This window comes from Thermalbibacter longus, from assembly GCF_023806485.1.
Classification (GTDB): domain Bacteria; phylum Chloroflexota; class Chloroflexia; order Thermomicrobiales; family Thermomicrobiaceae; genus Thermalbibacter; species Thermalbibacter longus.
Genome location: NZ_JAMSLR010000003.1, coordinates 176,586 through 191,720 on the forward strand (window position 1 = coordinate 176,586; position 15,135 = coordinate 191,720).

At 65.8% G+C, this 15,135-nt stretch carries 12 protein-coding genes; 3 read left to right on the forward strand and 9 right to left on the reverse strand.

Annotated elements, in window-relative coordinates; all coding sequences use genetic code 11:
- Positions 1 to 33: 33 nt before the first annotated feature.
- The 5 genes from NET02_RS05740 to NET02_RS05760 all read right to left on the reverse strand — a co-directional run bounded on the left by NET02_RS05740 (position 34) and on the right by NET02_RS05760 (position 7,454).
- Positions 34 to 993 carry an ABC transporter permease gene (locus tag NET02_RS05740; protein WP_284056424.1) on the reverse strand — a complete coding sequence of 320 codons (960 nt, stop codon included), beginning with the start codon at positions 991 to 993 and terminating at the stop codon, positions 34 to 36.
- 199 nt (positions 994 to 1,192) lie between these two features.
- Positions 1,193 to 3,067, reverse strand: coding sequence for a peptide ABC transporter substrate-binding protein (locus tag NET02_RS05745; RefSeq protein WP_284056425.1), 1,875 nt, complete (start codon positions 3,065 to 3,067; stop codon positions 1,193 to 1,195).
- Between the two features lie 407 nt (positions 3,068 to 3,474).
- A complete protein-coding gene (locus NET02_RS05750; RefSeq protein WP_284056426.1) occupies positions 3,475 to 4,602 on the reverse strand; it encodes a hypothetical protein in 1,128 nt (375 codons plus the stop codon).
- 20 nt (positions 4,603 to 4,622) lie between these two features.
- Positions 4,623 to 6,134: a glycogen synthase gene (locus NET02_RS05755; protein ID WP_284056427.1), complete on the reverse strand. Its 1,512-nt coding sequence runs from the start codon at positions 6,132 to 6,134 to the stop codon at positions 4,623 to 4,625.
- 33 nt (positions 6,135 to 6,167) lie between these two features.
- The gene (locus NET02_RS05760) at positions 6,168 to 7,454 is read right to left on the reverse strand and encodes a glucose-1-phosphate adenylyltransferase (RefSeq protein WP_284056428.1); all 1,287 of its coding nucleotides are present in this window, start codon (positions 7,452 to 7,454) and stop codon (positions 6,168 to 6,170) included.
- Positions 7,455 to 7,591: 137 nt separating this feature from the next.
- On the opposite strand from NET02_RS05760, the gene accD reads away from it, so the two are divergent.
- A complete protein-coding gene (gene accD / locus NET02_RS05765) occupies positions 7,592 to 8,497 on the forward strand; it encodes an acetyl-CoA carboxylase, carboxyltransferase subunit beta (RefSeq protein WP_284056429.1) in 906 nt (301 codons plus the stop codon).
- Positions 8,494 to 9,357, forward strand: a complete 864-nt coding sequence (locus NET02_RS05770) for an acetyl-CoA carboxylase carboxyltransferase subunit alpha (RefSeq protein WP_284056430.1) — start codon at positions 8,494 to 8,496, stop codon at positions 9,355 to 9,357. Before accD ends, NET02_RS05770 begins: the two co-directional genes overlap by 4 nt.
- 29 nt (positions 9,358 to 9,386) lie before the next feature.
- On the opposite strand, the gene NET02_RS05775 is transcribed toward NET02_RS05770, so the two are convergent.
- Positions 9,387 to 9,824, reverse strand: a complete 438-nt coding sequence (locus NET02_RS05775) for an Hsp20/alpha crystallin family protein (RefSeq protein WP_284056431.1) — start codon at positions 9,822 to 9,824, stop codon at positions 9,387 to 9,389.
- A gap of 125 nt (positions 9,825 to 9,949) precedes the next feature.
- The gene (locus NET02_RS05780) at positions 9,950 to 11,092 is read right to left on the reverse strand and encodes a site-2 protease family protein (protein WP_284056432.1); all 1,143 of its coding nucleotides are present in this window, start codon (positions 11,090 to 11,092) and stop codon (positions 9,950 to 9,952) included.
- Between the two features lie 472 nt (positions 11,093 to 11,564).
- Here NET02_RS05780 and pyrB point away from each other — a divergent pair, with 472 nt between their 5' ends.
- On the forward strand, positions 11,565 to 12,554 hold the full coding sequence (gene pyrB, locus NET02_RS05785) for an aspartate carbamoyltransferase (protein WP_284056433.1): 990 nt from the start codon (positions 11,565 to 11,567) through the stop codon (positions 12,552 to 12,554).
- On the opposite strand, the gene NET02_RS05790 is transcribed toward pyrB, so the two are convergent.
- Positions 12,506 to 13,852, reverse strand: a complete 1,347-nt coding sequence (locus NET02_RS05790; RefSeq protein ID WP_284056434.1) for a hemolysin family protein — start codon at positions 13,850 to 13,852, stop codon at positions 12,506 to 12,508. The two genes, pyrB and NET02_RS05790, sit on opposite strands and share 49 nt — an antisense overlap.
- Positions 13,853 to 13,996: 144 nt before the next feature.
- Positions 13,997 to 15,052 (reverse strand): sigma-70 family RNA polymerase sigma factor, encoded by a 1,056-nt coding sequence (locus NET02_RS05795; RefSeq protein WP_284056435.1) that lies wholly within the window; start codon positions 15,050 to 15,052, stop codon positions 13,997 to 13,999.
- Positions 15,053 to 15,135 lie beyond the last annotated feature (83 nt).

Genomic DNA, 15,135 nt, shown 5'->3' on the forward strand with positions numbered 1-15,135 from the left:
CTGTTCCTCCCTCTGGCCTGGCGACGCCGTACCCTACTCGTATTTGATCCGCGGGTCCAGGACCCCGTAGAGCACGTCGGCGATCAGGTTGAAGAGAACAACCAACGCCGAGAAGATAATCGTGATCGCCATGATCACCGGCGTATCGTTGTCGTTGATCGCGGAGATCAGGAGCGATCCCATCCCCGGTACCCGGAAGATCTGCTCGGTGATCACCGCGCCGGTGAAGATCCCGGGGATGCTCAGCGCGATGATCGTCACGACCGGAATCAGCGCGTTGCGGAGCGCGTGGCGGCTGATGACGGTGAGCTCGCTCAGACCCTTGGCACGTGCCGTTCGCACGTAGTCCTGGTGGATCGTCTCCAGCATGGAGGCGCGCGTGTAGCGCGTGAGCGCCGCGGTCTGGAAGAGGGCGAGCACGGTGATCGGCATGATCGCCTGCTCGACCTTCAGCCACAGTCCCCGGAGTCCCGGCTCATCGATGGTGGCTCGATAGATCATCGGGAACCAGCCGAGCTTGACGCTGAAGATCAGGATGAACAGCAGGCCGGTAAAGAAGGTCGGTAGCGAGAATCCGATAAAGGCTAACGTCGTCGCGATATTGTCGAAAATCGAGTACTGCCGGATGGCCGAGATGACGCCGATCGGGATAGCCAGGAGCACGGAGATCAGATAGGCGGTCCCGATGACGTAGAGGGTCGTTGGCAAGCGCTGGAGCATCAGGTCGCTCACCGGCGAGCGGCTGCGGAACGAGTAGCCGAAGTCACCACGCAGGATGGAGGTGAACCACTTCGTGTAGCGCACAGGAATAGGATCATCCAGCCCCATGCTCTGGCGGATGCGCTGTCGCACTTCTGGCGGCACCGACGGGTTCACCGCGAACTCGGACAGCGGGTCGCCGGGCGCCAGAGCGAGGATGGTGAAGATGACCATGCTGATGGCGACCAGCGTCGGAATAGCGGTCAGCAACCGCCTGATGATGTACCGTGTCATCGAGTTCCGCTCCTACCCCCGTGCATCTGAACGATTCACGCCGCCCGGCGTCCGCCGGTTTAGGGATAGTCGTATTCTAACGCTACACGATCACGGCTGCACCGGCCAGACGTGTCGAACGGATTCGGCCGGTTCGGCTTTGCTGCAACGCAGAGGGCGGCCCCCGCTGAGGGCCGCCCCGCTCACGTTCGCCGGCAGGCTATCCGGTCCTCCTCCAGTTCGCGATGTTCCAGAGGTTCGACGTCCAACCGGACAGCTCCAACCCTTCGAGGTTTTTCGCGTACCCCTGCACGTCGTTGCGGTGCACCAGCGGGATGACGACCACGTTCTCGATCACCAGGTCGTTCATCCGCACGAAGAGCTCCACCTGCTTGTCCGGGTCGAGCTCGGTGCGCGCCTGCTCGAAGAGCTGGTCGTACTCCTCGTTCTGCCACCGCTCGTAGTTGCTGCCGCCCCAGTTGTTGGCCTTCTGCGCGATGTTCGACTCGTCGCCCCACCAGGAGATCATGTAGTCGATCGGATAGGTGAGCGTTGGCCCGTTGGTGAACATCTCGATATCGACGTAGAAGTGCGCGGCCGTGTCGGGGTTTCCGGCATCCGAGGAGAAGAACACGCTAGCTTCGACCGACTTGAGCTCGACTTTGATGCCGACCTTCTCGAACTCGGCCTTGACGATCTCCTGGGTCTTCTGCCGCACCGGGTTGATCGTCGTCGAGTAGACGATCGACATCTGCACGCCGTCCTTCTGGCGCACGCCGTCCGGCCCGAGCGTCCAGCCGGCCTCGTCCAGGAGCTGCGCAGCCCGATCCGGGTTGAACTCCCACTTCGTGTTCGGGGAGACGAACCGCTCGGGCGCCACCAGGATGTTGCTGGTCGCCTTACCTGCTGGCCCGTAGAGCTGATCGGCGATCTGGTCGCGCCGGCAGAGCAACGCGTACGCCTGGCGCACTTTGAGATCCGACTGCCAGGGGTGCGGCACGCCCAGCTTCGAGCGTTCCCCGTCGACCTCGGTGCGCGGATCCGTCATGTTGACCAGGATCCGCTCGACGTTGACGCCGGGCGTGATGCCCAACTGCCCGACACCAGTCTCCTCGAGCTGCTTGAGCACCTGCGCCTCGACCTGCAAGTTCCAGGCGAAATCGACCTCACCGGTCTGGATGGCCGCGCGGGCCGCGCTGGTGGCGTCACCGCCCCCCTTCAATTCCACTTCGGAGAAGAACGGCTTGTCCGGCTCCCGGTAGTTCTCGTTCATCTCGTAGATCACCACGTCGCCGGGCCGGAACTCGCGCACCTTGAACGGGCCGGTACCGATCGGGTTGAGGTTGAAGGGCGCGTTGCGGGCCTGCTCACCCACGTAGTCCTTAAGCACGTGCTCCGGCACGATGTAGCCGTAGGGGCCGACGAACGCCCCCATCCAGGCAGCCGTCGGCTCCTTGAAGGTGACCTTGACCGTGTAGTCATCCACGGCCTCGACTGACTGGATGTTCAAGTAGTTGCCGGCTGTGGTCGCCGTCGTGCCCTCGTCGACAACGTACTGCCAAGTGAAGACCACATCCTTGGCCGTGAACGGCGTGCCGTCCGACCAGACCACGCCTTGCTTGAGCTTCCAGGTCACGCTGCTGCCATCTTCGGCCAACCCGCCGTTTTCCAGGCTCGGGATCTCCTCCGCCAGGATCGGTACCAGGTTGCCGTCCTTGTCGATGTCGGCCAGCGGTTCCAGCACCGGGCGGGACGCGTCGAAGTCCTTGGTACCCTGAGCCAGGTGCCCGTTGAGGATGGTCGGCGCCTGCCACCAGAGGAGCCGGAGCAACCCGCCCTGTCCACGCTGCCCGGCAGCGGCTTCGGTCGGAGTCGCCTCTGCCGCTCCGGTCGGCGTCGCGGCGGGCGAGGCACCCGGTGCTGGGGTGGCCGCGGCCGGCGCCTGCGTCGGGGTTGCTTCCTCGCGAGCGCACGCGGCCAGCAGCGCGGCGATCGCGGGCGCGCTCAAGCCCAGAGCCGCCGCTCGTTTGAGCACGTCACGCCTGCTGAGGGAACCGCTCAGAACTGCCTGCTGAAGCTCTTCGAAGCGATCCATCGTGCCTCTCCTCCTCGACGGTTTGTCTCCCTGCCATGACTGACCGACCGGTGAATGCGTATCTCCAGACAATCCGCCGTGCTCTCCTCCTCGATACTCCCCACACCACCCAGCCGGAATCGGCGCCCGTCGACACCCGCGGGTCCAATCGGCGCCATTCTAGGTGTCGCAGCTGTACCTGTCAAGTATACGCGTTTTACGCCGAATTCGGCTCTCGCTTGCTGATTGAACGACTCAGCCGGCTGCCGTACTGCCCTGCGCTCAGCGCTCGAGCATGCTCCGCGCTCGGCAGCCGCTTCGAGCCGGCAGCAGCACACGACAGCACGGCCAGCCGGTAAGTCACGCTCACCGGCCGGCCGTGGTCGATAGGCCAGATCACACCATGAGCCACGTTGCTCACCGAGCGGCTACAGCGCGTCCTCATGGTCGAGGCACCGCCAGAGCGTCTCAGCCACGCGGAACGGGTCGCTGGCCACCACGCTGGCGGCATAGAGCTCCATAGCGCCGAAGTCGGAGGTGCGCGCCAAGGGGTCCCCGCGATCGACGACTCGCACGATCGTCGGCATGTCGCTCCAGTCTTCGGTCGTCGGGGCGAGGGGCGGCATCCAGATCACGAGGTTGAAGGACACCACATTCAGGTCATCGACCAGGCACCGCAACACCTGGTGGATCGCGCGCCCCAGCTCCGGGCCGGATGACGGAGCGAGCAGCACGATTTCCTTCTCTTTGAGCGGCACCAGGCTGGCTACGATGCGCACGTCGCCTGTCTGCCGGCCCAGCCCCAGTGCCTGGTGGACGCGGTACCAGTCATCGAAGTAGCTTCGCTCGTGCTCGCGTCGGTAGGCCTCGGCCGCCCGTCGCTGCCGCTCGACCTTTCCGTAGTGCAGCCCCCGGGTAAGGCTGACCTGCGCATGGCCGTGGGGGATCGAAGCCCCGCTTCGCCACAGGCAGTTCCACATGAACAGCGGATAGATCGCGTCCGGGTCGCAGGCGTGCGCGCGTTCGAACCATGCCCCAGCGACCTCGAGCGCGTCGAGGACGAGCTCCTCGTCGAAGGCGAGCGGGTCGTGCTCTTCGAAGATGATGACTCCATGCAGCCCGTCGTATTTCGCGATGTTGCTCGCGGTGAGCGTTCGCCGCCCGCGAATGCGCCCGAATGTGTCCTCCGGGGTGTTCAGTTCTGGCTCGCAGAAGGGGTCTGGAGCCGTCTTGGCCAGCTCGTCAGCCAGCTCGACCGGGATTCGGGCTTCGAGCGGCCTTCTGGCGCGCAGCTCGTTGAACAGCGTGGCGTCGAGCGTCCAGCGATCAGTTACCTTGACCACCTTCTGCCGGACCACCGCCTCGGCAGACCCGAAGTAGCGCTCGACCCAGCTCGCCATATGGATCGGGAGGATGAGCTCGCCGACCGTCGTGTCGACGGTGAAGAGTCGCCTGAAACAGTCCTGCTCCTCAGCCTCCAGCTCTGCCACCAGGTCAGGCAGAGAGAGCACCGAGCGCTGCGCTACCTGACCGGTTCGACCATCCATCTTTTTCATCGATTCAGTCCTGATCCCTCTCAGTGCCCCGCGGGTGACGAGGGAGCACGCTCTCCCGTCGTTGTCCCTAGGATCACCTCATAGACCCGCACATACTCGAGTGCCGGCCGCACCCACGAGACATCCGACCGCATCGCGTTGATCATCAATCGCTTCCACTGGGCCGGCTTCCGGAAGGTATCGACGGCGCGCCGCACGGTGGCGAGAAGTGCCTCGGCCGCATGCACGGTGAACAGGAACCCATTACCGGTTTCGGTCGATGGGTCCCATTCCTGAACGGTATCGGCTAGCCCACCGGTCTGGTGCACGATCGGCACCGAGCCGTAGCGAAGGGCGATGAGCTGGCCGATCCCACATGGCTCGAACCGGGACGGCATCAAGAACATGTCGCTCCCGGCATAGATCCGTCGGGCGAGCAGGGGATCGAAGCGTAGCACCCCCGCTACCGCCCGCGGAAACCGGCGGCTCACCTCCGCGACCTGCTTTTCCAGGCCCATGTCGCCGGTTCCGAGCACGGCCAATTGCACTCCCAGGTCGACCAACCCCTCAACAGCGGCGAGCATCACATCGATGCCCTTCTGCCGGTCGAGTCGGGAGATCACGCCGATGAGCGGGCGCTCAACATCCTCAGCGAGGCCGAGTTCGCGCTGCAGCAGCGCCTTGCAGAGCGTCTTCCCGCCCGGCTCATCCGCCGAATAATGACCCGGCAGCGCCGGGTCGGTCGCCGGATTGTACCACGTGGTATCGATACCGTTCAGGATGCCGAAGAGATGGTCGGATCGCTGGCGCAGGAGCCGATCGAGCCCCTCGCCGAAGGCCGCTGTCTGAATCTCCTCGGCATAGCGCGGGCTGACGGTGGTCACGGCATCGCTTGCCAGAAGGCCTCGTGCCAGCAGGTTGATCGTCCTCGGATAACGCGCTTCCTCTTCGAGGGGCTCAGCCGTCTCCAACCCTAGCGCCGTGGCGTAGTCCACGTCGGTGATTCCCTGGTGTGCCAGGTTGTGGATCGTCAGCACGCTTCGCTGGCGATACAGCGCGCGAGAGCGGTAGCGTAACGCTCTGTGCCAGATTAAAGCCGGGCAGGTATGCCAGTCGTTCGCATGCAGGATGTCCGCCGAGAGCACGCGCATCAATTCGACCACCGCTCGAGAGAAGGCTGCGAACCGCTCGCGGTCACGCTCTTCTATGTAAACGATCGGCACGCCGAAGAGGTTCGGATTGGCCAGAAACAGCACAGGCACGCCATGCCCCAGCTCGGCACGCCAGACCTGGAATGTCTCGGGCCCGGCCAATCCCGGGACGGTCACGCTGAGACCAGTTCGCTCGAGCGAGCCGGCAGCCGTGTCTGGCTCTCCATGCCAGGGCGCCACGACGACCGCTCTGATGCCAGCGCTGGCGAGTGCCACGGGCAACGACCCAGCCACGTCGCCGAGGCCACCGACCTTGGAGAACGGGGCTACCTCGACCGAAGCGAAGAGGACGAGTGGACTCGTCGGACGCTCGTGGCGTTGCCGCCACCGGTCTGTCTGCATGGGATGTCTCATCCGGCCCGGCGTGTATGCCCGTCAAGACCAGAGCACCGCCACCATCGGGTTGACCGTCTCACCGCTGGGGATGACGGTCGAGGTGAAGTCGGCCTCGGTCACGTCGGTGCCGATCAGGACGTTACGGCCGATCGTCACCCCGGCTGGCACGACCGCGTTGCGCCCGACGATCGTGATGCCACTGTTGAGCCGGGTCGGCTCCAGCCAGTTCGGCGTCATGTCGTCACCACAGCCGACCCGGCTCCCGGCGCCGATCCTCACGTGCTTGTCGATGATGCAGCGGTCGACGACCGCGCCTGGCCCGATCTCGCTGTCGGTCATGATGATAGAGTCGCGTACGACGGCGCCCTCGTGCACGATGACGCCCGGGGAGAGCACGGAGTGCTCGACGTGCGCCCGGATGATGATGCAGCCGTTGGAGATGAGGCTGCGGGCGACGACCGAGCCTTCCATGATCTTGGCGGGCGGCCGCTCTTCGCTGCGCGTGTGGATGCGCCAGTTGGGATCGTAGAGGTTGAGCGCTGGCACGTCCTCCAGCAAGGCCATGTTGGCTTCCCAGTACGACTGGATCGTGCCGACATCCTGCCAGTAGCCGTCGAATCGATAGGCCAGAACGCTGCCGGTCGGGATCAGGAACGGGATGACATCCTTGCCGAAGTCGATCATCTCGGGCGCATCCGGTGATCGTGCCGAAAACAGATCGAGCAGCGTATCCCGCCGGAACAGGTAGATCCCCATCGAGGCTAGGTTGCTTCGCGGTTGGGCTGGTTTCTCTTCGAAGTCGATGACCCAGCCGTCGTCGTTCACGAACAGCACGCCGAAGCGGCTGGCTTCTTCCCAGCGAACCGGCTGCACGGCGACGGTGACGCCGGCGCGCATCCGTCGATGCAGCTCGATCATCGGGCGATAGTCCATCGCGTACACGTGATCGCCTGCCAGGATGAGCACATCGGAGTAGTTGCGGCGCGTGATGTAGAAGAGGTTGTGGTACACTGCGTCGGCCGTGCCCCGGTACCAGCCGGAGTGACCGCGACCGAGGTACGGCTGGAGGATCAGCACGCCACCGTTGCGCTCTCGATCCAGATCCCAGGGACGACCGTGTCCGATGTGCTCGTTGAGCGAATGAGGACGATACTGGGTCAAGACGGCCACGTCGTAGAGCCCGGAGTTGACGCAGTTGCTCAGGGCGAAGTCGATGATCCGGTACTTCCCAGCGAACGGTACCGCCGGCTTGGCCCGCTGCCGCGAGAGGATGCTGAGACGTTCGCCTTGGCCACCCGCGAGGATCATGACCGCGACGTCGTTCATGCCGGGTCCCCTCTCCGCTCCCTCCTTCGGCTCCGGCTGAGCGATGTGGCCGCGTGTTCGCGGGTGCCAGCCTGCCGCTTGACCATACATGTATGATAGCGCCTGGCGAGCCGGTATGAGCGGCGAGGATGGTGACGATGCGCCAGCATTTTCGCCGGAGATCACCTGGTGACCTGTTGCCCACAGAAGGGCCTGTCGTCCCCGACGGGCTGTGGGTGAAATGCCCGCGCTGCCGCGAGATGATCTATACCCGTGAGTTCGAACGATTGCTCCGGGTCTGTCCACACTGTGGCCATCATACTCGCCTGACTGCCCGCCAGCGCATCGCGGCGCTGGCCGACCCCGGCTCCTTCGCCGAGTGGGACGCCCACCTGGCAGCGGCAGACCCACTGGGCTTCGTCGCGATGGGAGAGTCGTACGCGGCCAAGGCGGAGCGTACCAGCGCGACCGTCGGCGAGCGGGAGGCGTTGATCAGCGGCCGCGCCAGCATCCGGGGCATCCCGGTCGCGTTGGCGGTGGCCGAGTTCGGCTTCCTCGGCGCCAGTATGGGATCCGTCTTCGGGGAGAAGCTAGCACGGCTGGTGGAGCGTGCCATCGAGCTCTCGTTGCCGGTCGTCACCGTGTCGTGCTCCGGTGGCGCGCGGATGCACGAAGGTGTCCTGTCACTGATGCAGATGGCGAAGACGACGGCAGCCTTCGCTCGCCTGGCGAAGGAACGCCTGCCGCATGTCGCGATCCTGGTCGATCCCTGCTACGGTGGCGTCACGGCGAGCTACGCCACCACGGCCGATGTCATCCTGGCCGAGCCTGGCGCGATGATCGGCTTCGCCGGGCCTCGCGTCATCGAGCAGATCACCCGCCAGAAGCTGCCGGATGGGTTCCAGAGTGCCGAGTTCCTGCTCGAGCATGGCATGATCGATGCGATCGTGCCGCGCCGTGAGCTTCCTGATCGGGTGGCGCAGGTGCTCGTGCTGCTCCAAGGTTCGCCGCTCGCTGCCGCCGCTCGCGAGCGCGAGACGACCCGTGAAGGAGTCGTAGGGTGAACGTCCAGCGGACTGCCTGGGAGCGCGTCGAGCTCGCGCGCCATCCGGCGCGCCCCCATACGCTCGATTACCTGACCGATCTGCTGGACGACTTCGTCGAGCTGCACGGCGACCGTCACTTCGCCGACGACCCGGCGATCGTCGGCGGCATCGGCCGCTTCCGGGGACGACCCGTGGTCGCCATCGGCCACCAGAAGGGAAGCTCCACCCGCGACAACCTCCGCCGGAACTTCGGTATGCCTCGCCCCGAGGGGTACCGCAAAGCCCTCCGGCTGATGCGCCTGGCCGAGCGCTTCCTGCTTCCCGTCTTGACCTTCATCGACACGCCGGCCGCCGACCCAGGCATCGGGTCGGAGGAGCGTGGCCAAGCGCTCGCCATCGCCGAGAACCTCGCGGCGATGGCGACGCTGGAAGTGCCGATCGTCAGCGTCGTGATCGGCGAGGGAGGCAGTGGCGGGGCCCTCGCGCTGGGAGTTGCCGACCGAATTCTCATGCTCGAGAACGCGATCTACGCCGTCGCCTCGCCGGAAGCCTGTGCCTCCATTCTCTGGCGCGACGCAGCCCGCGCGCCGGAGGCCGCCGAGACGATGCGCATTACCGCGGCCGACCTGCAGTCCTTCGGTATCGTGGACGAGATCGTGCCTGAACCGGTGCCGGCCCACGAGGAGCCGGTTCAAGCGATCCAGCGGGCCGGTGATGCGATCGAGCGACACCTTCAGGAGTTGCTCGATCGACTGGTCTCCGAGGGGGCCCAACGCCTGCTCGATGCCCGGTACGACAAGTACCGGCGGATCGGCCTCTGGCGCGAGGAGGCTGTGAGTGGGCTCTGTGGCGAGCAGGAGCATCCCGGAGCGTCGTAGCCCGCTCCGCGGTTCAAGTTCCCTCCCGGTCAGCTTACCGAGCGGATCGGGATCTGGCGACTCCGGCTCACCGTCGCCTTGGGCAGCCGCACCACGAGCACGCCGTTCACGAACTCCGCCTCGGCATCGTCGGCCCGCACCGGGCCCGGCATAGTGAGGACGCGCCGGAAGGTCCCGTAGCGCCGCTCGCGCACCAGCCAGGTTCCTTCCACCTCCGGCTCCTTGACCTCCCCGCTGAGCTGGAGCGTATCGCCGGAGACCTGGATCTGGACGTCCTCTGGGCGCGCCCCCGGGATCACAGCCATCACCACGTACGCTTCATCAGTCTCGGCGATGTCGACCGGTACGCCGATGCCGCTCACCATCCCGGCGGCCCTCGGTCGGATCATGCTCTCGCGGAAGAGCTGGTCCATCATCTCTCGTAGTGGGAGCAGCTCGTTCCATGGATCCCAGCGACCTGTGGACATGTTGCACCTCTCTTCCCAGCTTGAGCCGTTCGCTACGTATCCCTGTCGAGCTTCTGCGTACCGCGCGGCGACCGCTGTTCTTCCCGTCCGGCTACTCGCGCCGGTGGCGGGAGGAGCATGCCCGGTCACCGGGCGATCAACCCGAGCGCCTCGGCGATGACCAGATAGCGGTCGCGGGGACGTCGCCCCTCCTGCAAGTAACGATAGACGTGGACAAGCCGATCAGCGGTGAAGATGCCGCGGTAGCGCCCGTGCTCGACCACCGGTATCGAGGGGTGACCGCTCGCCAGCATGCGCTGGTGCGCGTCGTAGACCGAGGTGTCGACGTTGACCGTAACTACACTGGGGTCCATCACCTCCCGCACCAGCAGGCGACTGCCCACCTGGACGTTGCGGAGGATGTCCTCTCGCCAGAGCATGCCGACGACTTTGCCCCCACTCACCACTGCCACATCGCGTGGCCCTCCCCGCAGCGCGTAGCGCAGCTCCTGATCCGGCCCGACTCCGCCCATGTCCCAGACGGCGAACTGGCCAACCGGCAGCCGCTGCATCGCTTGCTCTACCTCGATAAGCCGCGCCTCGACGGTTGCGGCGGCCAGCAGGAAGAGTGCCAGCAGCGGGAGCATCAGATCGCGGAGGAGAATGCCCGCGATCAGCAGCCCGAGCGCGAGCAAGTAGCCGAGTGAAACCGCAATGCGGGTAGCCATCAACCGGTCGCTCATCCAGCTCAGCCAGGCGCGCAGGATGCGGCCGCCGTCCATCGGGAACGCCGGCAACAGATTGAAGAGCGCCAGCAGCATGTTCGCTAGCCAGACGAGAAGCAGAAGGCTGCTGGGGCTGGTCTCCTGCGCGATGAGGAGAACGTCGAGCGGCTCGCGCACGCCCCGCCACAGTAGCATGCCGACGAGCGCGGGCGTGAGGCCAGCCGCGACCACGAGGTTGAGCAGTGGGCCGGCCAGTGCCACCATGGCTTCGCTCCGCGGCGACAGCGGCGTCTGCTCGATGCGGGCTACGCCACCGATCGGCAGCAGCGTGATGTCCTGCACTTCCAACCCGTAGCGCTGGGCCAAAAACGAGTGGGCCAGCTCGTGCCCGGCCACGCTGACGAAAACCGCCAGCAGCAGGAACCCACCGAACAGCGCTCCGACCAGTGGATCATGCGCTGACCGCCCCCAGTGCCAGAAGACCCAGAGCAGGGCGATCACGACGGTCGGGTGAACCCGTACCTCGACCCCGCCGATCTTGCCGATGCGAAACCCGCGCCCCATTCCACCCGACCACTCTTGCTCGTCCCGAATGACCTGCTCAGAATATCGGCGCCGATGGGCAGCGCCGATAGCTGTACTTAATGTATAGAACGAATGAACTCCTGTCACCGGTGCGGGGCAGCCGCGCACCGCCTCTAGCATACCAGGATCCGCCGAGATGGCCGTATACGGTGGCAAATCGTGGTCTGAGGCGCCGGCGGTCGTGGCGCCCCGCCGCGCCACCGTCGCTCAACCGCGCACAACCTCCACTTCGCTCATCCGCTCCTGGCAGATCTGGCACTGGTCTCAGGAAACTCCCTGTACGAACGCGCTCTCTCCGTTTGGCATCGCGGGCGAGGTTGCGCTATCATCAGCGCTGGGTTCCTCATCGGGTACTCCCTGGCGGGACAGAGCGTGCGTGGTGGCGGAAGCGTTGCGACCGCGATCCTGCCTGCTGTGCTGGTCGAGAGCGGTTCTCGAGGAGGTGACGTCGATGCCGGTTCCCAGGCACATCCTGGAAGTTCGACAGTTCGACCGGTCGTTCGTGCTCGAACTGTTCGAGCGTGCCGAGTCGATGCGCTCGCTCGCTGGCCCGGGGTTCAGCGCCCGGCTTCAGGGGAAGCTGATGGCCACGCTGTTCTTCGAGCCGAGCACGCGCACGCGGCTCAGCTTCGAGGCGGCCATGACCCGGTTGGGGGGCGGGGTGATCTCGGCTGAGTACGCCGGCGCGACCTCCTCGGCTGTCAAAGGGGAGACGATCGAGGACACGGCGCGTATCGTCGCCGGCTACGCCGACCTCCTCGTCATCCGCCATCCCGAGGCGGGCGCCGCGGCCCGCGCGGCGGCTGTCGTCGATGTCCCGGTCATCAACGCCGGAGATGGCCCCAACGAGCACCCGACCCAGGCCCTCCTGGACCTGTACACCATTTGGAAAGAGCTCGGCCGAATCGACGGGCTGCGCATCGCGCTGGTCGGTGATCTGCGCTATGGCCGGGCCGCGCGCTCGCTGGCCATGCTCTTGACCCAGACGCGCGACACCGAGCTGTTCCTGGTCGCGCCGCCGACGGCGCGGATGAGCCAGGAACTGCGGCTCGCGCTCAGTGGAGCGGGCGTGCGGGTGACCGAGCTGGACGATCTGGAGGGGCTGGCTCCCTCGCTCGACGTGATCTACCAGACGCGCATCCAGCGGGAACGATTCACTGACCTGGCCGACTACGAGGCGGCGAGAGGCCGGTACATCATCGACCAGTCGTTGATGCGTCGTTTCAACCCCCAGGGGATCGTGCTGCACCCGCTCCCGCGAGTCGACGAGATCCACCCATCGGTCGACGACGACCCGCGGGCGGCGTATTTTCGCCAGGCTCGGCACGGGCTCTACCTGCGCATGGCCCTGCTCGACTGGGTCCTGGGCGAGCAGCCTGTGGTCGTCACTGCCTACTCGTCCGGTACGGCGGCTCCGGCCGGTGGCGATTCCGCCTCGTGAAGGCGCGTCAGCCGGACGCGGGATATTCGTAGCCCATCGAGCGCCTCTACCCGGAAAGCGTAGCCGTCGACCGCGACCGTATCGCCGATCTCCGGCTTGCGGCCGAGACGGCCGAAGACGTAGCCACCGACCGTGTCGAAGTTCGGGTCGTCGATGTCGAGGCCGAAGCGCTCGTTTACCTCGTCGATCAGCATCAGCCCATTGATCAGCACGTCCCCGTTCGGCAGGACCTCGACGTCGGGCTCTGGGCGCTCGAACTCGTCCTGGATCTCGCCGATCAGGCGTTCGATGATGTCCTCCAGCGTGACCAGCCCGGCCGTGCCACCGAACTCGTCGATCACGATGGCGACGTGAATTCTGCGCGATTGCATGGAACGGAGCAGCTCGCCGACCGGCAGGCTGTCCGGGACGGTCAGCGGCTGGCGCAACAGGTGCCGCAAGTCGATCCGGTCGGGCAGGCAACCATCGCGCATCGCCGCGAAGAGATCTTTCACATGGAGGATACCGATGATCTGATCTAGGGTGTCCTCGTAGACCGGGTAGCGCGAGCGCCCTTCGCGGGCAATGATGCGGACCAACTCGGGCAGGGCAATCGTGACCGGGATCGCCACCATCTCGGTCCGCGGGACCATGATCTGGTAGACCGTGAGGTCGCTGAACAGCAGGACCCGGTGAATCAGCTCTCGCTCGCTCGACTCCAGTTCGCCCCGCTCGGCGCTTGTCTCCACCAGCATCTCCAGCTCTTCGACCGTATAGACGAGATGCCGCTCGCTCTCGTAGCGCAGGCCGAACGGGCGCAGCGTCAGCTCGGTCATCCAGTAGATGACGAAGATGGCCGGTCGAAAGATCCAGGAGATCAAGCGCATCAGCTCGGCGGTCAGCAGCACGGTCCCTTCGGCCCGCTGGATGGCGATCATCTTCGGGACCTGTTCCCCGAAGACGATGTGCAGCAGCGTGATCAGGCCGAAGGCCAGAACGAACGCGGCTGTATGCGACGCCAGCCGGTGCCACGGCTCCGGCAGCTCGCTGAACAGTCCGCGAAACAGCGCGGCGAGGGCGGGCTCGCCGAGCCAGCCGAGCCCCAGGCTAGCCATCGTAATGCCCACCTGGGCCGCCGAGATGAACAGGTTCGGATCGTCCATAAATCGAAGGACGTGCCTGGCGAGCCGGTTGCCCTGCAACGCGAGCTGTTCCATCCGGGTTCGTCGCGCGGTGACGAGAGCGAACTCCGCCGCGACGAAGAGGGCGTTCGCGAGGATCAGAACGACGATCGCAGCGATCAGCAGTGCTTGTGGCATCGGTTCTTAATCGACCTCACCATGATCGAGGTCCGGCGCGGCCCCTCGCCTGCCCGCCGGATAACCTGGCGCGTTCCATCGCCGTGCCCGCGCGCGCTGTCGGCCGGGATCGGGGGGCGGCTACCGGATTGCACATCGATTGCATCAAATGCTCGCATAGTACTCGGCGAGTCGTTCACGCGCGATCCGCCGGAGCTTGCGCAGCGCCTCGTTCTCGATCTGGCGCACCCGCTCGCGACTAATATTGAGCAGGTCACCGACTTCGGCCAGCGTTCTCGGCTGGCCGTCGGTCAGGCCGAACCGGAGTTGCAAGACCAGCCGCTCGCGCGGGCTCAGCGCCTCGAGCGCTTCGAGGATATCGCGTCGCATCAGCGACTCCTCGGCGATCTCCTCCGGCGACTGCGACACCTCGTCGGCGATCAGATCGCCTAGGCTCGTCTCGTCCTCCTCGCTCAGCGGGCGGTCGAGCGACACCGTGCGCTGGGCGGCCCGGACGATCTGCGCGATCTTCTCCGGCTGCACGCTCAGAGCCTCGGCGATCTCTTCCGGCCGGGGCTGGCGCCCGAGTTCCTGGGCGAGCTGGGTCACCACGCGGTGGTAGCGCGTGATGCTGTCGGTCATGTGGACCGGTAGCCGGATCGTCCGGCCCTGGTCGGCGATAGCTCGGGTAATCGCCTGCCGGATCCACCAGGTGGCGTACGTGCTGAAGCGATAGCCGCGTTGCCAGTCGAACTTCTCCACAGCGCGCATCAGCCCGATGTTCCCCTCCTGGATGAGGTCCAGGAGCGACAGGCCCCGGCCAACGTAGCGCTTGGCGATGCTCACCACCAGGCGGAGGTTAGCGCGCACGAAGCGTTGCAGCGCCTCCATGTCGCCGGCTTTGATCCGCTTCGCCAGCTCGACCTCTTCCTCGGGCGTCAGCAGCGGCGCTTCGGCGATCTCGCGCAGGTAAAGCCGCAGCGGGTCGCTGACGACTGATGGGTCTTCGCGCAGCAGCTCGTCGAGGTCCTCCTCGAGCAGGACTGGCTCGGCCTCGACGACCTCCGCGTCTACTGGCTCCGGCAGCGCCGGCTCCGCCTCGAGGGATTCCAGCTCGTCTTCCACCGGCGACGTATCAGCGGGCGCTGTGTCCTCTCCAGGCGAGTCGTCACGGCGGCTGCGGTGCGGGCGTTGCGGATCTCGCCGTCGGTTTCGGCTCATCCTCCGCATCCTCCAGCACGGGTAGGTCAGGCGTCCTGTTGGATCGAGTGGACGAGATTCCCCGCTCTCGGGTCGCGGCACGC